This window comes from Nostoc sp. (assembly GCF_036917275.1).
Lineage (GTDB): Bacteria > Cyanobacteriota > Cyanobacteriia > Cyanobacteriales > Nostocaceae > Nostoc.
Window position 1 is genome coordinate 53,938 of record NZ_JBALDF010000053.1, and the last position, 23,928, is coordinate 77,865.

Here is a 23,928-nt window from a genome sequence, read left to right on the forward strand (position 1 = left end):
CTCAACCTGCTGTAAGTGCTATTTTCCAGCAGAAAAATTCGCCTCAATTTGATGTTTTCGGCATACTTTATCCGTTACCCTTGAGGAATAGTAATATTTTTGGAAGATTCACCTCATGAAAAGGCTTTTACGTAGCATTGCTAACTATCTCAAACTATCTAAGTCTTAAGCACTGTACAAATTAATCAGCGTGTGCATTCACGATAATTGGTGATTTCAGGCTAAATTAATATTTTTGTTCAATAGAAATCACTGAACAACCATCAAAAAATCTCACAATTGAATGCCTAAAACTCACCTTTCATATTTGGTTTTTTTTGTCAGTGCCTAAGTCTTACTAAAAGAGAAAATAGTCAACAGTTGACTCTTGCTTGGGAAAGAAATTTTTCTGCCCTCCTTGTAGGCTATTCTGTGTGGATGTCTAGCTTGAAAATAGAGAACATTTCATCTCAATAGTCTCAAAATAAATACATAGTCCATATTTTACTTAAATGTCTATGCTGAAATCAGCATCTTTGCATATTCTTTACATTATTGACCGATAAATCTATATATAAATACTGAACTTTGTGTATTCTTCATATTCTTTTAATTTCTAGGCAATAACAAAGCAGAAAGCAGTAGGCAAATATTTCAAGGAGTGATACAAAATATATATTTTTACTTGGCGTTGCTGAATCACGGGATGATTTTGTTTACAGCAGAATTCAAGTATTTGAACCACATCTGTCGTAGGGGCGCAACGTCTTGCGCCCCTACCACGTGGTCTATTTACCTGAAAATAGCTGTAATGTGGAACAAAGTTTCACTGGTTCCAGCCGCCAATTCATCCCGCAAATATGCAACGCCTTCTACTTTTGACCGCTGCGATCGCTTCTAGTGTATCTGATATACGTAGCAACATCTCCGTAGGGGTTACAATAAGCTTCTCTACCAGAGGCTATGCCAACGCTAACACCTGGGTTGGGCGTGGCTGCAACTATGATCTTGATCGTCTGACAATATCTTAATATTTAAGCAAGAATCGCTATAGGTTACCAAAATTACAAATGCAGAGATGATCAGACTGAGCCAACAACACTTGCAAATTATCCGCACCCATGCCGAAAGCACTTACCCAGACGAGTGTTGCGGTATAATTTTAGGCTATCTGGCTAATGGAGGCAAAATTGTGGTAGAAATCATGCCAACAGAAAATGCTTGGAATACAGAAGCGGCTGCTGAGTTTCCAGGGGAACGCACAGCAGAAAGTAGTGCGATTCGTTGCTTAGTGAATCACGGTAATCAGCCCGTACATAACTAAGCCAGCCTGACAGCAGATTACTGTCACTAAAAGGCTGAACTCTCGGTCAGATGTAGGTGAAAGTCCTACCATTCAGACTCAGAATTGACTCCTTATCTGCCCACACCGAACAAGCTCGGTTCTTGTAGAGTGAAGCTGGGAACAGGGCGCAATCAGACGACCGTTGCGGGTTGACACTGGCGCTAACAGGGAGTTCCCACGGTGAAATCGAGCCTAGAAAAGCAACCTATGCTGAAGCAGGACGCAACTTTTAAAACCTGACTTTATTGGAGCCAATTCCCGCCACATTTTAATTTTTTAGCGGCAAGAGTCTTGGGAATCCAATGGTTGAATTGGCTACACCTAACGGAACTATCAATCTTTCCGAGGGAACGAATAAAAACGATTTGTGAGTCTTGGGGCTTTCGTTCCCCAGGTAGGCTAGACGAGAAGCGGAACTCTCACAAGTCGGGTAGGACAGACCGTAATTGGTCTGAGGTGTTCAGAATACACAAACTCCAGAAGAGAAAATGATTAGACACAGTTACAAAACTAGTGAATCTTGGAGAGCATTACCGTGGAAGAAATTCCGCCGAAATCTTTTCCGCCTTCAAAAGCGAGTGTACAAAGCGGTTCTTGTTGGAGACAAGCGGAAAGCTAGGTTACTCCAAAAGCTTATTCTAAAATCAACCTCGGCTCGATTTCTTGCAATTAGACTTGTATCTCAGTTAAATGCTGGCAAAAAGACGGGTGGTATTGATGGCAAAAAATCCCTCTCATCTGAAGAACGCTTCAATCTTGAAGAACTACTGAAAATGAATAGTGGAAATTGGAAACATCAAGGACTAAGGGAAATCCCCATCCCTAAAAAGGACGGGACAACCAGAATGCTTAAAATACCAACCATCGCGGATAGAGCTTGGCAATGCCTAGCAAAATATGCCCTCGAACCAGCACACGAAGCCACTTTCCACGCTAGGAGCTATGGGTTCAGAACTGGGCGCTCTGCTCATGATGCACAAAAACACATGAGCAAAAGCGCAAGCTAAGAACATCGGAAGCTGGGTGCGGTGAAAGTCGCACGCCCAGATTTAACTGAGAGGTGCGGGGAATAATATCCCCCATCGACTCAACCAAAGACGGCAATATGCGATCGCACCCGAAGTTATGCTAAAAACACAAAAGGAAGGACGCGATCGCTCACTGAACATTATTGGCATTTTTCACTCCCACCCAGATCATCCTGCTATCCCTTCAGAATGCGATCGCCTATACGCTTGGCAGGGATACTCGTATATAATAGTTTCCGTCCAAAACGGCAAAGCTGGAGAACTCGAAAGCTGGAGCCTTGATGAGCATCATCAGTTTCAAGCAGAGGTAATTGAAAATATAATTTAACGGCTTAGTTTAAAGACAGTCACTCGTACTGGTTTTCGCCGCCACCACGGATGAAAACTCGTCTTCCCCACTCGTCCTATGAAGATACAGTTTTTCGATAGGATTAATATTCCGTCCCACATGATAACTACTATGCTCAATCCCAATCTGGATGAAATCCAGTTGACCAAAGACGATTACGAACGCTACTCCCGACACCTGATTTTACCGGAAGTAGGACTAGAAGGACAAAAGCGCCTGAAAGCTGCCAGCGTCCAGTGTATCGGTACAGGTGGACTAGGTGCACCACTACTTTTATATCTGGCGGCGGCGGGTATTGGACGCATCGGGATTGTCGATTTCGATGTTGTTGATACTTCCAACCTGCAACGCCAAGTAATCCACGGTACATCCTGGGTAGGTAAACCCAAAATTGAATCGGCAAAAAACCGCATTCACGAGATTAACCCCTATTGTCAGGTTGATCTCTACGAAACTCGCCTGAGTTCCGAAAACGCCTTGGAAATCCTCCAACCTTATGATATAGTAGTGGATGGTACTGATAACTTCCCCACCAGATATCTAGTCAACGACGCCTGCGTATTGCTGAACAAACCCAACGTTTACGGTTCAATTTTGCGGTTTGAAGGGCAGGCTAGTGTATTTAACTACGAAGGTGGACCAAATTATCGTGACCTTTTCCCAGAACCACCACCACCAGGAATGGTTCCCTCTTGTGCAGAAGGTGGCGTATTGGGAATTTTGCCAGGAATTATTGGTTTAATCCAGGCAACTGAAACTGTCAAAATCATTCTGGGACAAGGTAACACCTTGAGCGGACGGTTGCTGCTATACAACGCCTTAGATATGAAATTTCGAGAGTTGAAGCTGCGTCCTAACCCGATTCGCCCAGTGATTGAAAAGTTGATAGACTACGAACAATTCTGCGGAATTCCACAAGCTAAGGCAGAGGAGGCAAAACAGCAGATGGAAAGTCAAGAAATGACCGTCAAGGATTTGAAGGAATTGCTGGATAGCGGTGCAAAGGATTTTGTCCTGCTGGATGTCCGCAACCCTCATGAGTACGACATTGCTAAGATTCCTGGTTCAATCTTGGTGCCCTTACCAGAGATTGAAAATGGCAATGGCGTTGCGAAGGTGAAGGAAATATTGAACGGTCACCGCTTAATTGCTCATTGTAAGATGGGCGGGCGATCAGCAAAAGCCCTCGCCATCCTCAAGGAAGCCGGGATTGTCGGGACGAATGTCAAAGGCGGAATTACCGCTTGGAGTAAAGAAATTGATCCGTCAGTTCCGGAGTATTAAAAAAAGGTGACTTCGACGGGTTATATGGTGTTCGCCTAATCAGCAAAATCAAAAGACCTCTCCCTGGTTTTACTACGCAAAACCGTCCCTCTTCGACTCAGAGAGGGAAAGACTTGAAGTTTAGTTGAAGTCAGGGAGAGGTTGATTGAACTCAGGTTAAAAATGCACAGCCCACTTTCACTAAAGATTAAATATTGCTATGAGTGGCATTTCTCAAACGCATAAGGAACGCAAAGGTTTAATGCAAAAGAACGCAGCCGTTCATCTCTGCGTTCCCCTACGTTTAAAACCTGACTTTCTTAATTATGAATGAGCTACACGTTTAACTTGACTCAGCAGACTGTGCAGTTTTTCTCCTTCAATGACTTCTGTTTCTAAGAGTTGAGTAGCGATCGCTTCTAACAAGTCTCGATTCTCTCTGAGAATATTTAGGGCTTGTTCGTGGGCTGTTTCCACGATTTCCTTGACTTCGCTATCAATAGCTTTGGATGTGTCTTCACTCACCGCCCGCCGGGGATTAGCCGCACCATTACCCAGGAACATTGCTTGTTGTCCTTGTTGGTAAGCCAGTGGTCCTAAGACTTTGCTCATACCATAGGCTGTTACCATCCGTTCTGCCAAGTCGGTTGCCCGTTGCAAATCGTTGGAAGCACCTGTTGTAATGCTGTTAAACACAATCTCTTCGGCAGAACGTCCACCTAACAGAGTCGCAATCTGACCGCGTAATTCTTCTTCATTCAGCAAAAAGCGGTCTTCAGTTGGTAATTGCAGAGTGTAGCCCAAAGCAGCCATCCCACGGGGAATAATCGAAATCTTTTCTACGCGACCGTTTCCTGTTGTTAGCGCCCCTACCATTGCGTGACCAACTTCATGGTATGCAACAATCTTTTTCTCAGTCTCGTTCATCACTCGACTCTTCTTTTCTAAACCGGCGACTACCCGCTCAATTGCTTCGGCAAAGTCTGCTTGAGCAACACTTTCACGAAGATTGCGAGCTGCCAATAATGCAGCTTCGTTCACCAAGTTTGCCAAATCTGCGCCAGCAAAACCGGGGGTACGAGTAGCGATCGCTTTTAGATTGACATCATCTCCTAATTTTACCTTTTGAGAGTGAATCTTGAGAATTGCTTCACGATCAGATAAATCGGGACGGTCTACCAAAACTTGGCGGTCAAAGCGGCCTGGACGCAGCAATGCCGGGTCTAGTACTTCCGGGCGGTTGGTAGCTGCTAGCACAATTACCGTTGCATCCCCAGCTGCAAACCCATCCATCTCAGTTAGTAATTGGTTGAGGGTTTGTTCTCGCTCATCGTTACCACCGTAGAAGCCGTTACTGCTACGAGACTTACCGATCGCATCTAATTCATCAATGAATACAATACAGGGAGCTTGTTTCTTTGCCTGCTCAAACAAATCCCGCACTCTGGAAGAACCCACACCGACAAACAATTCTACAAACTCCGAACCAGATATACTGAAGAATGGAACTCCTGCTTCTCCGGCTACGGCTTTCGCTAAAAGTGTCTTACCAGTACCTGGAGGCCCAACTAACAGCACACCTTTGGGAATCCTAGCGCCAATTTGGGTAAAGCGTCCTGGAGTCTTGAGGAAATCTACAATTTCCACTAACTCAGTTTTCGCTTCTTCTACCCCAGCCACATCTGCAAAGGTGATTTTAGCTGATTCGCCTTCAACGTAAACCTTAGCTTTGCTTTTACCAATAGAGAGAACACCTTGGGGACCACCGCCACCACCACCACGGGCGAGAAAGAACTGCCAAATGCCGATAAAAATCAGTGGTGGAATCACCCAACTCAAGAGGGTTGTAATCCAAGTATTCTTGGGTGGAGGTGTAGCAGCGAACTCAATTCCTTTTTGTTCTAGCAGTTTGGGTAACTCTAAATCAAAGATTGGTGTAGTTGCAAACACCTGGCCCGGCTCGGCATTTTCTGTTTTTAGTTGGTAGAGGATCTGGTTTTGACCAACGGAAACGCGACTGACTTCCCCTTCCTGTACTTGATGAATAAATAGGCTATAGGGAACACCAGCAGGGCCAGAAGCAAATAAACCAGGCAAAAATATATTTAAAAGCAGGAATAGCCCTGATACTGCCAGCAATATATTAGCAATGATCCGAAACCGAGGTGACTTAGGCTGTTCTTTAATTCCCATAAATGTTGTTACCAATCCTTAAAATGAAAACTGTTGAGAATGTGACTTTCTGGGAAAGTCGGCATATTTAGCATCCGAATAGTTGAAGCAGCTTATACTGTTTCCAACCAATCAAAAATTTGGGCTAACTGATCCAGTGTTACCAGCCCATACTGCCAAAGGGTCATGGCTAGAAAGTTGGGGGTTTGCTCACAATGTCGCAAACCAAGAGAAATTGCTCCACTAGAAATACCCAACTCTTCCTTTAAAAAATGCACCAATTGATCTGTAGCTTTCATAGCAATGTTAAACAATGTTAAATAAGTCTTATTTCTCAGAGAGCTTGACTTGTGTGATCTAATGTCCAGGCTGGATCACAAAGTTGTTCAGTTTGTCTTGATCGTCAAGGATACTACCACTTCTCATAAATTCTCCTATTTAGCAATGTTTGCAGTCATTTTTTATTTATGTAATTAAACTTAACAATTAAATTAATCTTTGGGAACTAACGAGCAAATACGGTTTACCGTACTCAAAGAGTTAAAAGCAGTGGAAATGAGAGAAAATGCAGAGATTGGAGACGTAAAGATAAATCCCCATGTGATGTTCATTTTTCATTAATGATTTCTATCTTTAGATAGATATATACACAATCTGGAAAGTGATGTGTTTATGACGGGTTATTCAGTGACGTAAAAACTTTACCAGAATTACATTTAGCATATTGACACTGCTTAGATATTCATATAAATATCTAATTAAATCGGTGAGAAAAATTCAATGTATATAAAGAAATATAAATTGGAAGTAGAAGTAGGGTGTGTTATGCCGTAGGCTAACGCACCTTGAATTGTTGACGGTGCGGCGCTTGGCGACAACGCAACGCCCTTCTCCTGATGGAGATGCTGCGCGAACGGGTGACGCTCACAGACTCGCTAACGCTACGCTAACACCAGTCGCCTACACAAGGAAACCAACTATGGTGGACAAGTGAGAATTAGAATTCGTCCGGGAGCAGGTTCTTACTATGGGACAACTCGTAATGGAGTGAACAGCCGAAACTACGGTAGTTGGGGAGGAAGTTTTATTTTTGTTAGATGATGACTATCAGTAGTTCACTGGAATTTTCCTGTGGCAAACAACGGCTTTGCCTTGGAACATAAAAATCAAATTGTTGAAATGACCGCGTTCATTCTAGCTTTCACAAAGCTATTAAACACAATAGAATCAATTTATCTTGCAGTTATCCAAAATTAAAAGTGTTAGTGAGTAAACTTTCTCCTCTTAATATTCAACGCTAAAAATCAATGTTTTTTTATTCTCTAGCAATCACAATATCGTTAGATTTAATAACTGCATAAGCTTCTTTTCCCTCAGATAGTTCCAACTCTTCGGCGGAAGCTCTGGTGATAATAGAGGTTAATTCTACTTTATGAATAATCTCCAGAGTCACCTCACTATTAACAGCTCCATAAACAACTCGTTTAATAACACCTTTAAGAATATTGCGAGAGCTAACTTTTAGTGATTTCTTTTGAATACTACTTTCTATCTCAGGCTTTTGAGCGTAAGTATCTTCCTGTTTTTCCTGTTGACTTGGTGGTGAGATTGGTGCTGGTGAGTGCTGATTAAGACTACGCACGAGTTCCCGCAGAATCTCAGTCTTGGTGCGTTGAGACTGTTCACAAAACTCCTCCAGAATCTTCCGCTCGTCCTCTGAGGTTTGAAATGTGACCCATCCCTGTTCTTTTCTTGGCATAATAATATTATCAATTTTGGTTATCTTGGTAAAATTCTAGCAAGTATCAATTCAACATGTCGTTTTAGTAATAACATTTTTTTTGTCAGGATTTTCGACATTTTTAGCGAAAATTAACCAACTAATCTGATATAGATAAGTAGATAAATATTTTTTTGTATGTGCAAAATATTTTGTTACTTGAGAATGTCTAACCGTCACTCTCTTAATACCAACTATGATGGTATAAGATTGGACTATGATATTTGTTGAGATAGCGATGCGTACACAATGGTAATCTGGTAGAAAAAACCGAAAGCGGCGATCGCATGAGTGCCGTAGGATTATTTAACGTGAGTTCATAGCAGGGGGATGAAACACTTAAAATCGCGTTCTCAAGACCTGCGGAGTTTATTTGAGAACAATATCACCATTGAATACGTAGCAGAACCCCTCAAAGCTATGCCAGCTGATGCGGAGGTGAAAGAAGTACTGCATTGGATGCAAGCACAAAATTTTGATGTTATCGGCGTTGAGACGGGAGATATTATTAGCGGTTATGTAGAACGCTCTAGTTTGATTCAAGGCAAAGAAGGCAAGTGTAGCGACTATGAAAAGGTTTTTAATCCAAAAGAACTAATTGCTATTAGGACTTACGCACACTCTACGAATTCTCGGCGCTCTTGGCACGGCAGTTGCTTCAAGTCGGCAGAGCCGCCCAACGCACTGCCTCGTCTTGGCGGTTCGATAAATTAAGCGAAGTTGGCAATTTTTGCGTAAGTCCTAGCTATTTCTACCCCACTTATAAAGTTGCTCCCAAATCCGAATCGAACGGAAGCGATGAACTGTATTAGTGTCGGTAAATTGTTCGATAAAAACTGCGTTTGAAGTGGTTTCTTTGAGGTAGATGATAACCTGTTCAATAGGGTAAAAACTGTATTGCCGACGCAGCCTCGCGTAGTAGTCTAGCATCCGAATCGGCATTGGTGGGACTGAGACGGGTGCAACTTGGAATTCTAGGTGTAAGATTTCCTCTTGGGGATTTAGCAGATTATAGAAAAAATTTATCGCCAGAATGATGCTCATTGGTACCACTAGCATCTAAGCTAGTACGGGTGAACTATATCCAGTATGGAATGTCTGACTTAATTCTGTTTTGGCATCGGCGCGATTTACGCATTTCTGACAATACGGGACTGGCTGCGGCAAAACAGCAGAGTCCGAAAGTGGTGGGGGTGTTTTGCCTTGATCCGAATATTCTGGAACGGGATGATGTCGCTCCTGTAAAAATAACTTATATGATTGGCTGTTTAGAGAAACTCCAAGAGCGATATGCTAAAGTTGGCAGCCAGTTATTAATACTCCACGCCAATCCTGTACAAGCGATACCAGCTTTAGCAGAGGCAATAAATGCCAAAGCTGTTTTTTGGAATTGGGATGTAGAACCTTATTCGCAAGAACGCGATCGCACTGTTATAAATGCCCTCAAAGAAAAAGGTATTAAGTTTCTTAACCAAAACTGGGATCAAATCCTTAACTCCCCAGATGAGTTACGTACTGGTAGTAACAATCCTTATACGGTTTACACCCCCTTCTGGAAAAATTGGATTAGCAAACCGAAGGCTCAACCAGTAGAAACACTCCAAAATGTTGAGGGATTAACGCCAGCTGAACAAGAAATTGCAAAACTTGCAGGAGCGATCGCATTACCTTCAGCCAAAGATTTAGGATTTATCTGGGATGGAGAATTGATTATTTCACCCGGAGAGGCGGCGGCGCAAGAACGGCTAGAGGAATTTACTGCTAAAGCTATTACTGAATACCAAGAACAGCGCAATTTTCCGGCAGTTCATGGAACATCGCAACTGAGTGCAGCTTTTAAATTTGGCGTAATTGGTATTCGCACCGTTTGGCAAGCCACCATAGAAGCACAAGAAAATAGCCGCAGTGAGGAAACAGCAGTTAATATTCGCACATGGCAACAAGAATTAGCTTGGCGAGAGTTTTATCAACATGCAATGTATAACTTCCCCGAATTAGCTGATGGTGCTTTCCGCGACACCTTCAAAAACTTTCCTTGGCAAACTAACGAAGAATATTTTCAAGCTTGGTGCGAGGGGAGAACTGGCTACCCGATTGTAGATGCAGCAATGCGCCAATTGAATGAAAGTGGCTGGATGCACAACCGTTGTCGGATGATTGTTGCCAGTTTCCTCACCAAAGACTTACTAATTAATCCCCAATTGGGAGAAAAATACTTTATGCAAAAGTTGATTGACGGGGATTTATCTGCCAATAATGGCGGTTGGCAATGGAGTGCTTCTAGCGGCATGGACCCCAAACCTGTGCGGATTTTCAACCCAGCCAGTCAAACACAAAAATTTGATCCAGAGGGGGAATATATTCGGCAATGGGTATCAGAATTGCGGTCTGTAGATTCAGAATATTTAGTTAGTGGTAAAATTCCATCTTTAGAACGTCATGCTGTTGGCTATCCTGAACCAATCGTGGATCATAAAATACAACAACAGCAGTTTAAACTGCGTTATCAACAGCAAAAAACCGTTAGTAGAGGTGATTGAGATAACTTTTGACAGATGGTTGAAAGGTGATGTTACTTTCTTGCCGTTAGATCAATGGTCAAAAATATTCGTCGAAGGAACGTTTTTTTAGTCTGAGTGGCGATTTTCTCCAAAGTAGGGAGTACCTAAAGCTTTAGGGGGTGTAGATTTTCCCAACTTACCCACTAATGCTAATAAAGCGATCGCATAAGGTAACATTACTAAAAATTGGTAAGGTATATTTGCCCCTAATGCCTGAATTCGCAGTTGTAAAGCTTCTGTAGCCCCAAACAACAAACAAGCCAAAGCACTACCAAAAGGATGCCATCTGCCAAAAATTAATGCTGCGATCGCAATAAATCCCTTCCCAGCACTCATCCCCTCGGCAAAAAATCTTACCTGTACTAGAGTTAAATAAGCACCTCCTAAACTCGCAAGAGTGCCACTAATCACTACAGCAATATAACGGACAGTTTGTACCGAAATTCCAGCGGTTTCAGCAGCTTGAGGAGATTCTCCCACTGCTCGCAATGTCAGTCCAAAACTAGTTTTAAATAGAATATATGTAGTTAAAAGAACTAATATAAATAATAAATATACTAAAATATCTTCTTGAAATAGTAACGGCCCAATTAGGGGAATATTGGCTAAACCAGGAATAGTAATTGCCCCGATTCCAGGTAACTGCTGTGTACTACTGCCATTAAAGACTAACCGGGCCAAAAATGATGTTAACCCAGATGCAACAAGATTAATTGCTAGTCCAGACACCAATTGGTCAACACGCAAAGTCACACATAAAACAGCGTGGAGTAGTCCGACTAATCCCCCAGCAATTAAGGAAGCGAGGATACCAAGCCAGGGATTTCCAGTGGAGAAAGTGGTAGCAGCACTAGTAAAAGCGCCAGTAAGTAACATCCCTTCCAAGGCGATATTTAACACCCCTGACCGTTCTGAGTATAATCCTCCAAGGGCAGCAAATCCTAAGGGGACAGCTAGACGCAAAGTAGCTACCAAGTAATCAGAGAAGAAGTTGAGATTATTCATAGAGCTTTTTTTAAACGCAGAGGTTCGCAGAGGGAAGCGCAAAGGATCGCAAAGTTTTGTCTGTGTTATTCTGCGTTAAACCTTTGTTTTTCCTCTTATCTCTCTTTCGATTGCAAAACTGATAGCAATAAACAACACCATAAAACCCTGAATCGCATAAACCACAGTTACTGGCACACCTGCGCTACGCTGCATCACATTCGCACCACTGCGAAGCGCTGCAAAAAACAAAGAAGTCAATACTACACCGATAAGACTACCACGACTTAAAAAAGCGATCGCAATGGCATCAAATCCATAACCTGGTGAAACTTGTTCAAATAGCCGATATTTCAACCCCATCACCTCACAACTCCCAGCCAACCCAGCTAAACCACCGGCAGCCGCCATCACCAGCATAATGGTACGTTCAACAGATATGTGGGCATAACGGGCGGCAATCGGGTTAAATCCCACTGCCGTAATTTGATAACCTATAGGCGATCGCACTAACAATACCCATAAAATAGCTGCGGCAATTAAAGCTAATAAAATACCTGCATGGGCGAGGCTTTGTGGTAATATAATCGGCAAGCGAGATGTTTTGGCAATTAATGGCGAATAAGGACTAGGCGCACCTGTTGCCATTAATGGATTTTGTACGAGGTAGCTAACTAAATTCACTGCGATATAGTTGAGCAACAACGTAGTAATTACCTCATTCACTCCGCGCATTGCTTTGAGATAACCAGGAATCCAACCCCAAACTGCACCAAAGAAAAATCCTGCCAAAAGTGCTAAGGGGATATGAATCACCGCAGGTAATCCTTGCAAATATAACCCAATTAAAGTACTTCCCAATGCACCCAGATAAATTTGTCCTTCCCCACCGATATTAAATTGTCCAGCCCGCAATGCTACTAACACGCCTAAACTGGTGAACAATAGCGGTGTCATTTTGGTGAGGGTGTTACCAAATCCAAAGTAGGTAGAGAAAGATTCAAGAAATAGGATGCTGTATGCGGTGATGGGATTTGCTCCAGCAATTAGCATTAGGATAGCACCGACGAGCAGAGCGGAGGCGATCGCAATTAGCGGTGATAAGATTGGTAGTAGGAATAGAATGCGATTTGTTCTGGTCATTATGCGATGATTGCCACCCCTCAACCTCAAAAAAGGAGTATCGAGCAATACATCGATTGGGAACAGTTATAAGAATGTCGCTATGAATACGTGAATGGCGACATTTTTACCATAACTGGTAGTAAATTTACCCACAATAATATTACCCTAAATCTCTACAGAGTATTGTATCCTCATTAACTGGATTTATGTTATTTTTGTCTGAAGTACTAGATCATCCAGTAATACCAGTTTTCCTCAAAAATTACCAGCAGGAATCAGAGGAACTTATTTTCCGATATATCCAAAAACTCAAAGAGGTTGATTTTCGTGAAAGTGAATCATGCCCAATAGTGGGGTTGTGCAAGGGCATTAAGTATATTAAAGAGAAATAATTTAAAGACTTGGTATTTTATTCCCTATTTGTCCTCCAGCCATCAACAAACCAATTTCTTCCACTGTCGCCGTCTGTGCATCCAAAATAGCGACAAACTCACCTCTGTAGATTACGGCAATGCGATCGCTCATTGTCATCACTTCTTCTAACTCAGTAGAAATATACAAAATTGCGGCACCGCGATCGCGTTCTGTTAATATTCGAGAATGGACGGCTGCTGTCGCCCCTACATCTAACCCTCTTGTGGGTTGCATGGCGATAATTAAAGCTGGTGTTTGCGCCAATTCTCGCGCTAACACAACTTTTTGTTGATTTCCTCCCGAAAGCTGACTTACCTTGATATCAATCCCATTCGCCCGAATGTCAAACTCTTGCATTGCAGCTTGGGCACGATTGGCGATCGCTTCTTGTTGTAACAAAAAACGGCGACAAAATGGCAGATATTTAAAAGCTTTTAAAATCAAGTTTTGGGCGATGCTAAATTGCAACACCAAGCCCATTGTCTGCCTATCTTCTGGGATGTAGCCCACTAACGAATGGTTGTGCGTAAACTCAATTTTACCCTGCTTAATAGTCCGCAAAAAAGCGATGTCTGCGACGGGCTTTGCCAACGCATCGGCTAGTTCTCGCTGTCCATTTCCATCGACACCAGCAATTCCTAAAATTTCTCCCGCCCGCAGTTCAAAAGATACATTATTTACAGCAGGAATATTTCTTTCATCAGTAACTTGTAAATTTTGCACCGACAGGATAATTTTTTCTGCTAATCTAGGACTTTTATTTAACTGTAAAGCTACTTCCTGTCCTACCATCAATGTTGCTAACTGCTGAGGTGTCGCCGCTGAAGTTGATGTTGTTGCTACTACCTTTCCCTGGCGTAAAACTGTTACTGAATGACAAAGATTCATTACCTCTTCTAATTTATGACTGATAAAAATAATTGTGTTGCCTGCGGCTGCCAATTGGCGCAAAATAGCAATTAATGATTCTACTTCTGGGGGTGTCAAAACTGCTGTAGGTTCATCAAGAATCAACAATTTTGCTCGACGGTAGAGAACTTTGAGAATTTCTACCCGTTGTTGTGCCCCAACAGATAAATTTTCAACTTTGGCAGTGGCGTCAGTTTTTAATCCATAAGCTTGGGATAATGCGGCGATTTCTTGCTGTTTGTATTGGAGATTCAGCCGCCAAGTTTTCTCTGTTCCTAAGATAATATTTTCTGTGACAGTCAATTGAGGTATAAGCATGAAGTGTTGGTGAATCATGCCAATACCGAGTTTAATTGCCTCATTTGGTGAGGTAATTTTTATTGGTTGTTCTTGAAGGTAAATCTGACCAGCATCAGGTTGATAGAGTCCACTAATAATATTCATTAAAGTACTCTTGCCTGCACCATTTTCGCCTAGTATTGCATGAATGGTTCCAGATGCAACAGAGAGATTGATATTGTCGTTAGCGATAAAAGAACCAAAGCATTTGGTAATATTTTTTAAGCGTAAATAGTTCATGTTCACAAAAATGATAGCTCAGAGTCAGGACTTTAGCCCAGATTTTAGGACTATAGTCCTGACTACGAAATTTTTTTAAGATATCTGTAACGCAGTGTGCAAATTTTCTCTCAAACCTAACCCTCAACCCCAACGCTGCAAGGGTTGGGGAGAAAGAATCAAAGCCTTTCGACCTTTCGGGGAGAGGAATGGAAGCGGGGTTTTAATAATAAGTCGCACATAGCATATCTGTATGTTAAACCTATGTTGTTTTCTTCATGCAGCGTGTATCCTTACCAGCTTCTTTGCAGTCTTCAAAAACGATTTTTTTATTAACAATCTCTTGCTTTGCATTTAATACCCTTTGTTTAACTGCCTCCGGTATCATTGCCCCGAATTTTCCTAAAAATAATATATCTGTTCTTTCTAGCCCAATTGTATATATTTGTCCTTTGATTTGTTTTTGTTTAGCTAATTCTGCTATACATGCTATGGCTAAATCTAAGCGTTTGACAGCACTGGTTAAGACAGCTTTTGGTGCAACATCTAATTGATCATTTGTGTTACCAAAAGCATATATCCCTTTTTCACCTGCTGTTTGTAAGACTGCGGCTGAGGCATTATCTAACCATTGATATATGACATCAGCACCGGAAGAAATTAATGCAATAGTCGCTTCTTTAGCTTTGGCAACATCATTCCAATCACCCGTAAAAGTAGAAATAATTTGGATATTTGGTTTAACAGACTTTGCCCCTAATTCAAATCCTCGCAGTTCTCCCTCGGTAGCGGGAAACTTCTCTCCAGCAATGTAAGCTAATTTATTAGATTTAGTGACAGAAGCACCGATAATACCACACAAATAACTAGCTTGTAGGTGATCTATTCGTAAAGAAGCAATATTCTCACCTTTGAGATTACCATTTACTCCTACAAAAAATGTGTTGGGGAATTGTGAGGCGACTTGTTCAATTGCAGCGTCAAATTGTCCGCCATGCGCGAAGATGAGATTGTAGTCTTTACGAGCAAAATCTGTTAATATTTCTGTTTGATCTGCTTGTGCTACTTTTTCTACATAGGCGGTTTCTGCACCTAGCTTTTGTTTTGCTAGATTAATACCTTCATAACCAGATTGATTCCAGGCTTTGTCGGTAATCATTCCAGGGAGAGCGATCGCTATTTTAAACCCTTTAGCACCCCCCGTTGTTGTCGCTGTTGGTGTCGTCGGCTTACTACTGCAAGCTTGCACCAGTAAGCTAGTACCAAACGCTGCTGAACCAAACAAGATAAATTGACGCCGACTAAAGTTTGTTGTCATACCTCGCCTTCAGATAGGTAGCTATTTTAGTTATTTCAATACTCTAAAGTCGTAGGTGGTATTTTGAAAACAATTTTTCCCTGATTTCGCAATCAAGGCACAAAAACGCCTCTTCTCTTCTTAGGCTGCGACAACGAGACGCTCTGGGAACGAACCCATGTTTTGGCTTGCAAGCAACAATATCCAGCCAAAAAATTAGAACAAGAACGCTCAATAAAGTTAAGTCCTGGCTGGTTAAGGCAGGTACTTAAAAAAAGGGGGTGATATGGAAACGAACTTTGAATTTGCCACAAAGGGGAGCGGGTTAACGAAACAGAAGTTACGTCTTCACAGGTAAACGAGAAATTGTCCATAATATCAGCAGGAAGATTAAGTAAATTGCCCCAACCAGCCCAAACTCAATCAGAGGAATATAGGTTACTTCGTAAATTCTGCCCAAGCCGCGTTCAGTCAGTCTATAAACAGCCAGTACACTCACTAAAAAGGTTCCGTAGATTGTACGTTTAGTCAAGATACTAACAGGTAGACCGTGAAGCTGAGTAAGCACCAGAATGCCAAGAAAACCAAAGAGAAATGTTGGCCACTTGCTTTGTCCTAGCATCCATGACACAACTACACTATGTAAAAGCACCGTAATTTCCAAAGTGAATGTCCACCAACGATTTACATGGGTGCGGTTAAAAATCAACGACGATTGGAGCAGAAGCAAGAACATATAAAGAAAACCAATTAAGTGCCCCGCAGTCGCTTCCATTGGATGATACCAAAACGTATAGATAGCGGCGAAGGAGAAAAAATAGCCGTGGTACAGCTTGATAATTTGCAAAAACTGTTGATGGAATGGAACAGAATTGCCAAAAAACAAACCGCGTCGAGGCGTTTCTAAAATCAGTACGAAGACCAGTAGGAGTACAACTGCACCTTGGGAAGCCCAAATTGAAGTATCTTGAGCTAGAGCATCGTACCAAATATAGGTCTGGAGAAAGTGTAAAGCAATGAATGCACCATTAATGGCAAGCATAAGGTAATTAATCGGGTGCAACGCTGATTTGTATTTCAACTGCGATCGCTGCGCCCATAAGATACACGCCCAGATGCTAAACTGATGCCCAAGGTACATGCCCCAAGCCGTCGCTCGACTCCAAAAGGTCGGATTGGGAAGCTTCCAGTAGTACCAGTTTAATCCTTGATCAGGAAGTTTAATGATGCTTGCGGGAATGCTCCCACCGATCCAAATTGCGTAGGTGAGGAGGATGCTTACAAAGATGCCTAAAAATAATACTCGGCGACCTGTCATATTAATTTTAGATTTTAGATTTGGGATTAAAAGTCTTTACTATAAGGCTGTTAAAAAATTATGAAAAGATTTGTTATCAAAGCTTTCTGAATCCTTACCTTTTTACTTTGAAATCAGGATTTTTAAACTACACGTTCTGTCTTTGATTCAGATGCGCTTTTAGTCACTCGCAAACTGAGAGTCAAAGCTACCAGCACTACTAAAGCTCCACTCAAAAAAGGAGCAGAACTTCCAAATTTCATAAAACTAGCCCCTGCCCACGTTGGCCCACCAATGCGTGCCAACGCAGAGCAAGAACTGGCAATTCCTAATATTTGTCCTTGTTCTTCTGGGGGGGTCATCTGGGAAATCAGGCTGTTCAATATTGGTTGACTGACACTAATTCCCCATGCTACAAGGGCGGTGGACACCAACAATAAAATTAAGCTTTGTGAGAATCCAATTAGCAGCAATCCTAAACCTAACCCTAATATCCCCAAGGTAAGTAACTTTATTTCACCCAAGTGTTTCTTAAGGAATCCGATGAGTCCTCCTTGAATGATTGTGCTGACAATCCCCATGAAGGCAAAAAGATAACTTGTTTGTTGAGGACCCCAGTTTAATTGCTGCTTAGACCATAAAGCCAATGTAGAGTCCATAGCCGCAACAGCAAAGGTTACTAAAAAGTAGATACCAACAAGCATACAAAACTGGGGACGCTGTGACAGATGTAGTAAGTTCAGCCGTTGCTGACGGTAGCGATAAGCTTTGATTTTGGCTTTAGTCTCAGAATTTAGAGATTCTGGAAGTAACATCAAAGCACAAAGCAATGCCAATAGAGATAATCCGGCTGCGAACAACGACGGTAGATGGAAGTTAGCATTGTCCGCATCAGATCCGATCAAAAGACCTCCAATCGCTGGGCCAATAATGAAGCCAAGACCAAAAGCTGCTCCGATTATACCCATGCCACGAGCTCGATTAATTGGCGTGGTAATATCTGCTATGTACGCTTGAGCAGTGGCAATATTCCCTGCCATAATCCCGGCAAGACTACGAGCAATAAATAAAATCCATAATGAGTTGGCAAAGCTTAACCCAGTGTATGCAATTACAGAACCTAATAAAGTAAGTAATAAAATCGGACGGCGACCGTAGTGATCGCTAAAACTACCCCATAATGGTGCAAATAAGAACTGCATTAAAGAATAAATAGCTATAAGTAGAGTCGCTTCATTAGGTTTTGCGCCGAATTGTTCAGCATACAAAGGCAGTATTGGCAGGATAATTCCGAAGCCGAGCAAGTCTATAAATACAGTTAAAAATAAGACGAATATAGCCCTGCTATTATTTGTACTCTCCATAAGTGTAATTCCCTTTTCTAAAAAATATGTGTAACTTAGATTAGTTTTATGGACATTAGGGAACACTTAATAATAAATATTCTATTGAATTCAACCAGGAATCAGTTCAAGCAAAATGCATTAATTTGAGTGTGGTTGAGCAAAATAGCGTGAAACAAACCCATGATAAAAATCAAGCCAATAATACTACTAATCAAAGCAACTATAAACTCGTGCTTCCGTATAGCTTTTTGGATCTTAGCGTCTATGATACCTTCTAATTCTTTGTATGACATTGATTTTAATTTGGCTAAAGATAACAATTATTTAGAACTTATACCAATCCTTTGTGAAACTGCATAAAATCAAGCTTGGTAAGACAATAAGCTTAAGCCTATTTTTCGCGAGCAACCTTATAGGTAATTGGTATTACAGAAGTTTGAATATGTCCAAAACCTCTAACTTATTAAATGGAATATTTTGACACCGTGGGAGTGTCAAGTGCGTTGGCGTAGTTTCAAAACAGCACCTGAAATACCAAAAGCTAATATTGCCAAGGTATAAGTTGGTTCGGGAACTGCAAGAATACTTAACTGATTAATGGCCAAACCGTATTGTGGTTCTTACTCGTGTCTATATCACTGACCAGGAAAGTTATTGGCAGAGATAGTTTCAGCTTACAGGTCAGCTGTGGCAGATACCCCAGGCAAAGATTGGGACACATCTAAGTAGTAATGCAAAATTAAATATACATTTGTCATTGTGAATGAATTTAAGTTAAATAAAGGAATCGCAAGGGTTTGGGATTCCTTCGCTACATTAATAGACATAATAATATATACCTTTGTAGTTTTACAGTTGAAATATATTTGATCGTTGTAATATTTGCATATTACAATGTTCGGAATTATAAAATTCTGATGAAATATACCTAAATATAATTAATCTTATTTTATATATGTGGTGAAAGAAAAATGCATAAAGGTTCAGATTTCTCAAAAATTTGTTATTGTGTCGGAAATATTGAGAAGCAATAAAATTGTGATCTATGCACTATACAAAATCATCGTCTTATGCATCAATGTAAATAGGTTGTTTCAGCCTTTTGCTAAGGGACTTCCGTCTCTTAATCCTGGGCGCGATCTGTTGACATCTATATTTATACGGCTTATTATTTATTAGGCATTTGTACTTAATTTTTTAGAGCGATCGCTTGTCTTCTGTACCAAAGGTTGCGCCAACATCTTTTGGTGCAGCGATCGCACCCAGATCGAAATTCTCTAGCTCTTAGCCTAGTTCACATAATTCTCGGATACATTACCGCAAATGCGCTGATACTTTATTTTGCCTTTTTCATAAATTCAGCAAAAACACCGTTACGCTATTTGTACTTGTGATCAAAACTTAGAGCATCCAGTTTATTAGGGCGTGTTTATGACCAACCCTGTAACGATGGTTATCCAAGTCAATCTGGAGATGGCTCTAGAAGTAGCTCAAGAGTTGGAGCTTGCTCCACACACTGAACTCAGTACTTATTGTTTAGAGATTTTACAGGAGATAGGATGTCCTAGTACTGAACTCCCAGTTAACTTACAAACTCGCGATCAGCAGCTAAACTTTATCACAGGCTTTGCATCTTATGCATTTGGGGAGGTACAAAGTGTACAAAGCATTAATTGAAGATATCTTCCATGATCCAGAAGAAATAGAAGAAACTACTTTTCCCGCTACAGATAAAGATTTGTTAATTTTGACCGAAAAATTTTTACGGTTTGAAATTCCTTCAAAGGTTTTCTTGCAAGCTATAGCCATTGCTGATTACGACGGTGCAGCTGCTTTTCGCTACGTTGATAATTATTTGACTACCCTCAAAAATAAGAATAAACCTAAGCATAAGAAATTACTTGTGTTAGGAGCTTCGACTCGGTTTGACAATAATTGACGTGCTTCTTCACGAGCTAACCCTGAACCAATACGATTTAGATAAGATAATTTGCACAACTGAAGTAGAGACGTTGCAATCCAACGTCTCTACACATATTTGTCCCACACCGACAAGAAAGAACAATTAGAATTTATCTAGAAGGTAGTGGTGGGATCTTTATTAGACTAAGCATTTTTATGTGTGTGCTAATTACGAATTAGTACTACTCTTTCCTCAGACAAACTTGTTCATAGCTTTTACCAGCGATATCCCAAGTAAATTGTGTTTCTACCAGTTGTCTGCCGTTGTGAGACAATTGCGATCGCAGATGTGGATGATCAAATAGTTGACTAATAGCGGTGACGTACTCTGCCGATTTATTCGCTCGTAATGCCCGTAAAGAATCACTAGCAACATCTACGGCTAATCCTTCTAAGCCGCGATCGCTTGCCACTATGGGTATACCAGCTGCCATTGCTTCTAAAGTTTTATTTTTAATGCCAAACCCAGTTCGCATGGGTACAACGCAGATGGTGGCTTGATGTAAATATTCTACCATCGAAGGTACACGCCCAATCACATTAATTCCTGGTTTTTGAGCAAGTCCTAAAACTTCTGGGACGGGATGAGAACCGACAATATCGAAAGTTGTATCAGGATAAAGTTTTTGGATTTCGGGCAATACTTCGTTGCTGAAAAAGCAGACAGCATCAATGTTTGCCAAATTATCCATTGCACCGATAAAAATTAAGCGGTGTCCTCCTGGATCGGTGCTACGGTTCGGGAAAGAAACTAAATCTACGCCATTGGGAATAACTGTAATTTCACTATTGGGATTAAACTCTTGTAGTTGAATTTTATCTTCTTGTGTTGTCACTACAATTGCCGAAAATTTAGCACAGTAATTTTGCTCATAACGACGCAAAAGTGGCAAATTAATTTTGTCTCTGAGGGAATTTTCCGAAATACCCGTTGCTAATTGGTTGCGACAAGTTGCGTAAACAGAACTATGAATATCAACTATAGTTTTTAGCTGTTTCTGAAAATGCGATGGGACATAAATTTCATTGACGCTATGTTCGCAGGTAATCACATCACATTTTCCCGCTTCCACCCAGTTATCAACCCACGTTTGCATCTCAATTGAGTAGCGATTGAGTACGCTTGGCGGTGTACCTTGTTGCAAAAATCTACCAAATCGCTGTATTTTCTTTAATATTCCGGTGGTTCCAGAATCTCGCGGACGTTCAAAAACAGCTAGATGATCTACACAATCGCGTAATCCTGCTACTTCTGCGTCTGTCACATCGCCTTCGCGTTGAGTGGCGAGGGTAACAGTATGGCGTTGACTCAGGTATTTAAGTAAATTAAATGTCCTTACCTGAGTTCCCCCGCGCGTTGGTGGGTAGGGAAAGGTGGAAGATAGCATTAAAATGTTCATAAAAGTGATGAATCAAATGTGATACATACACCATGACCTCATAAGAGGCTATATGTCACGTCGCTTTTCTACGATCTGAAATGTTCCGTCGGCATAGGTGGAATCCGGGCGATCGCTCCGGCTCTGAGCAGTTCCGGGCGCTTGGCGTAGGGGAGTAAACCATCCGGCTTGGCGTGATACTGACTAGCACACTCAAGTACAGCAGTTGCTGTCTTCTCTACACCTTCAGCATCAGCAGGTAAATCGCCGAATAAGTAGGTGTGTTTGTTAAAACAGACAAAAGCAATTGCACAAGCCTGGTCACAAACACCCATACATTCAACAGGTTGAATCGAGAACTCGTCTTGCAACACCCAGTCATGATATAGGGTTTGTAATTTTTCTAACAGCAGTTCACCGTCGCTTTTAGCAGCATACTGTTTTGTCTGCTCACTACTTCTACAAATTGTGCAGACGAATATAATGTGTTGATGATTCATGTGTCTATAAAAATTCATGTCGAACACTCAATGTTATCCGACATGGATTTTAGGCAATCAGCCTGTTTAGTCATTGGGCAAAGAAACTAAGTACAGCATTTCATTAATTCGTAGCGAATTAAATTTAGCAATGCCCTGCAATGTTAATGCGTCGGGATACATTGTTAATGCGTCGGGAAACATTGTTAATGCGTCGGGATACATTGTTAATGTGTCGGGATACATTGTTAATGCGTCGGGATACATTGTTAATGCGTCGGGATACATTGTTAATGCGTCGGGATACATTGTTAATGTGTCGGGATACATTGTTAATGCATCTCAATGCAATGCCAATGCATTCTAAGGGAATGTTAATGTATTCCCCTACATTAAAAACGCTACGCTTTTACGCGAAACTGTTTGATATAACAATAACGCTGGTTGACATTCACTAAGAAACGCTGCGCTTCCAAGTCATCCCACTGCGCGGAGTCTGCCGTTGTCGCAGCCACAGTCCCAGCAGCAAACCAATTACCACAATTCCGGTGAAGTAAGTCAGCGAAATCAACCGGACATACATCGGCGGAGCGACACCTTCGACTGGAATATTTTCTGCAACTTGGAATGGCTGAAATTGCCGCGTTGCGTTTGCAAGCGGTGCAACCTCGACAACAACGCTATGCGGGGCACCGTCAAAGAATTGCTGCTCCCACACCAATTTTCCGTTGGTGTCTGGAGTCCCCTGATAAGCAAACGCCACCCAATTATTTTCGAGTTGGGTAGTTGTTACTTTCAAGACTACATCTGTCACAGGTTGGTTGGTTTTGGGATCACTAACACTGACTTGCAATTTGGCAGGTTGACCCACCGTTGCACTCTCGTCACCCGATAGTTGCATATAAAGTCCTTGAGACTGCAATTTAGCGGGCTTACCAGAGCGGGGAACTTCTTCTTCCATGCCTGGCATCGACATATGATGGTGCGATTCGGCACGTTCAGCGCTGATGTTGACGAGCAGGAGTGCAGCGATCGCTACCACAATTAATCCACTCAACAACAATCGTACCCGTTGCGGGGCAATTTCTCCCGGTTGAATCGCTTGTCTCCCCCCAATTACCCAACCTCCTAGTAGTCCAACTGCCAGCAAAATCACAACCAGGATGCCAAAGTAGCGAAACTTTAAGGGATTTTCAGGCAACGTCAGTGTCAGCTTCTGCTGAATCGGCTCAAACGCATTGGCAACGAGCGGAGTAACTGCTACCTGGAGTTGATACGTTCCCCGAATCGGCAGGGTTTGTTGAACCTGCAACTGACCTGTTGGTGCATTGCCCTCAATGTCCAGCAACTTTGTCCCCTCGACGATCGGAAAATCTGTTGTGAACCAGGGGTTTTTAGGAGCGGTAAACAATTGCAAGTGGATTTTGGCATCCTTTAAAGATTGCCCTTGAGCATCTATGGCTTGCAGCATCAGCTGCACTGGCGGATTGTAGTGCCCTGATCCCAAGACTGTGGTGGCTTCAGCCTCAAGGGGTCGAACCTGATTAATCGGTGGATTAGTTGTTAGCCGCACCGATGGTTGAGGGGATTGGGCAAGTCCGATCCAACCATACAGGACAATTCCGATCATGCAAATCGCACCGATCAGCTTAGACCACTTAAGTTTTGTCATTTGATTTCTTCACTCCTGCTAATCATTGA

19 protein-coding genes and 4 pseudogenes are annotated in these 23,928 nt (G+C 41.8%); 9 read left to right on the top strand and 14 right to left on the bottom strand.

Translation table 11 applies throughout. From position 1 onward, the window contains the following. Positions 1–1,057: 1,057 nt before the first annotated feature. The 4 genes and pseudogenes from V7K35_RS19445 to moeB form a co-directional block, all read left to right on the top strand. Positions 1,058–1,237, top strand: a pseudogene (locus V7K35_RS19445) (Mov34/MPN/PAD-1 family protein); the annotation flags it as partial. A 575-nt stretch (positions 1,238–1,812) separates the two neighbouring features. Then, positions 1,813–2,313 (top strand): annotated as a pseudogene (locus V7K35_RS19450) (reverse transcriptase N-terminal domain-containing protein); the annotation flags it as partial. Between the two features lie 106 nt (positions 2,314–2,419). Then, a pseudogene (locus V7K35_RS19455) lies at positions 2,420–2,680 on the top strand (Mov34/MPN/PAD-1 family protein); the annotation flags it as partial. A 132-nt stretch (positions 2,681–2,812) separates the two neighbouring features. Continuing rightward, positions 2,813–3,985: a molybdopterin-synthase adenylyltransferase MoeB gene (gene moeB / locus V7K35_RS19460; RefSeq protein WP_335080816.1), complete on the top strand. Its 1,173-nt coding sequence runs from the start codon at positions 2,813–2,815 to the stop codon at positions 3,983–3,985. 303 nt (positions 3,986–4,288) lie between these two features. On the opposite strand, the gene ftsH4 is transcribed toward moeB, so the two are convergent. Further along, positions 4,289–6,157: an ATP-dependent zinc metalloprotease FtsH4 gene (gene ftsH4, locus V7K35_RS19465; protein ID WP_335080818.1), complete on the bottom strand. Its 1,869-nt coding sequence runs from the start codon at positions 6,155–6,157 to the stop codon at positions 4,289–4,291. Between the two features lie 92 nt (positions 6,158–6,249). Continuing rightward, positions 6,250–6,435: a DUF2949 domain-containing protein gene (locus V7K35_RS19470; protein WP_334795050.1), complete on the bottom strand. Its 186-nt coding sequence runs from the start codon at positions 6,433–6,435 to the stop codon at positions 6,250–6,252. Between the two features lie 521 nt (positions 6,436–6,956). On the opposite strand from V7K35_RS19470, the gene V7K35_RS19475 reads away from it, so the two are divergent. Further along, positions 6,957–7,130: a hypothetical protein gene (locus V7K35_RS19475; protein WP_335080820.1), complete on the top strand. Its 174-nt coding sequence runs from the start codon at positions 6,957–6,959 to the stop codon at positions 7,128–7,130. A 321-nt stretch (positions 7,131–7,451) separates the two neighbouring features. On the opposite strand, the gene V7K35_RS19480 is transcribed toward V7K35_RS19475, so the two are convergent. Continuing rightward, positions 7,452–7,895 carry a TOBE domain-containing protein gene (locus tag V7K35_RS19480; protein WP_335080821.1) on the bottom strand — a complete coding sequence of 148 codons (444 nt, stop codon included), beginning with the start codon at positions 7,893–7,895 and terminating at the stop codon, positions 7,452–7,454. Positions 7,896–8,246: 351 nt separating this feature from the next. Between V7K35_RS19480 and V7K35_RS19485 the strand changes: the two are divergent. Continuing rightward, positions 8,247–8,528: pseudogene (locus V7K35_RS19485) on the top strand (hypothetical protein); the annotation flags it as partial. Positions 8,529–8,657: 129 nt separating this feature from the next. Here the strand turns inward: V7K35_RS19485 and V7K35_RS19490 are convergent. Then, positions 8,658–8,960, bottom strand: a complete 303-nt coding sequence (locus tag V7K35_RS19490; RefSeq protein ID WP_335080823.1) for a hypothetical protein — start codon at positions 8,958–8,960, stop codon at positions 8,658–8,660. A 50-nt stretch (positions 8,961–9,010) separates the two neighbouring features. Between V7K35_RS19490 and V7K35_RS19495 the strand changes: the two genes are divergently transcribed. After that, positions 9,011–10,456 (top strand): FAD-binding domain-containing protein, encoded by a 1,446-nt coding sequence (locus V7K35_RS19495; protein ID WP_335080824.1) that lies wholly within the window; start codon positions 9,011–9,013, stop codon positions 10,454–10,456. Between the two features lie 87 nt (positions 10,457–10,543). On the opposite strand, the gene V7K35_RS19500 is transcribed toward V7K35_RS19495, so the two are convergent. From V7K35_RS19500 to V7K35_RS19525, 6 genes are all read right to left on the bottom strand, one after another. Then, positions 10,544–11,482: an ABC transporter permease gene (locus V7K35_RS19500; RefSeq protein ID WP_335080825.1), complete on the bottom strand. Its 939-nt coding sequence runs from the start codon at positions 11,480–11,482 to the stop codon at positions 10,544–10,546. Between the two features lie 75 nt (positions 11,483–11,557). Further along, on the bottom strand, positions 11,558–12,604 hold the full coding sequence (locus V7K35_RS19505; protein ID WP_335080826.1) for an ABC transporter permease: 1,047 nt from the start codon (positions 12,602–12,604) through the stop codon (positions 11,558–11,560). 375 nt (positions 12,605–12,979) lie between these two features. Then, on the bottom strand, positions 12,980–14,488 hold the full coding sequence (locus V7K35_RS19510) for an ABC transporter ATP-binding protein (RefSeq protein WP_335080827.1): 1,509 nt from the start codon (positions 14,486–14,488) through the stop codon (positions 12,980–12,982). Between the two features lie 241 nt (positions 14,489–14,729). Next, the gene (locus V7K35_RS19515) at positions 14,730–15,785 is read right to left on the bottom strand and encodes a BMP family protein (protein ID WP_335080829.1); all 1,056 of its coding nucleotides are present in this window, start codon (positions 15,783–15,785) and stop codon (positions 14,730–14,732) included. A 319-nt stretch (positions 15,786–16,104) separates the two neighbouring features. After that, the gene (locus V7K35_RS19520; protein WP_335080830.1) at positions 16,105–17,082 is read right to left on the bottom strand and encodes a hypothetical protein; all 978 of its coding nucleotides are present in this window, start codon (positions 17,080–17,082) and stop codon (positions 16,105–16,107) included. Between the two features lie 122 nt (positions 17,083–17,204). Beyond that, a complete protein-coding gene (locus tag V7K35_RS19525) occupies positions 17,205–18,425 on the bottom strand; it encodes an MFS transporter (RefSeq protein WP_335080831.1) in 1,221 nt (406 codons plus the stop codon). A gap of 1,413 nt (positions 18,426–19,838) precedes the next feature. Here V7K35_RS19525 and V7K35_RS19530 point away from each other — a divergent pair. Together V7K35_RS19530 and V7K35_RS19535 are read left to right on the top strand one after the other, a co-directional pair. After that, positions 19,839–20,084: a hypothetical protein gene (locus tag V7K35_RS19530; protein ID WP_335065670.1), complete on the top strand. Its 246-nt coding sequence runs from the start codon at positions 19,839–19,841 to the stop codon at positions 20,082–20,084. Next, the gene (locus V7K35_RS19535; protein ID WP_334795034.1) at positions 20,065–20,346 is read left to right on the top strand and encodes a hypothetical protein; all 282 of its coding nucleotides are present in this window, start codon (positions 20,065–20,067) and stop codon (positions 20,344–20,346) included. The genes V7K35_RS19530 and V7K35_RS19535 overlap by 20 nt, the downstream gene beginning before the upstream one ends. Before the next feature lie 205 nt (positions 20,347–20,551). Here the strand turns inward: V7K35_RS19535 and V7K35_RS19540 are convergent, their stop codons facing one another. The 4 genes from V7K35_RS19540 to V7K35_RS19555 all read right to left on the bottom strand — a co-directional run bounded on the left by V7K35_RS19540 (position 20,552) and on the right by V7K35_RS19555 (position 23,899). Then, entirely contained in the window at positions 20,552–21,769 is a 1,218-nt protein-coding gene (locus V7K35_RS19540; protein WP_335080833.1) for a glycosyltransferase family 4 protein, read from the bottom strand. A gap of 68 nt (positions 21,770–21,837) precedes the next feature. After that, positions 21,838–22,266, bottom strand: coding sequence for a DUF1636 domain-containing protein (locus V7K35_RS19545; protein WP_335080835.1), 429 nt, complete (start codon positions 22,264–22,266; stop codon positions 21,838–21,840). Positions 22,267–22,314: 48 nt separating this feature from the next. After that, on the bottom strand, positions 22,315–22,557 hold the full coding sequence (locus V7K35_RS19550; RefSeq protein WP_335080836.1) for a hypothetical protein: 243 nt from the start codon (positions 22,555–22,557) through the stop codon (positions 22,315–22,317). Positions 22,558–22,681: 124 nt separating this feature from the next. Continuing rightward, a complete protein-coding gene (locus tag V7K35_RS19555; protein WP_335080837.1) occupies positions 22,682–23,899 on the bottom strand; it encodes a hypothetical protein in 1,218 nt (405 codons plus the stop codon). Positions 23,900–23,928 lie beyond the last annotated feature (29 nt).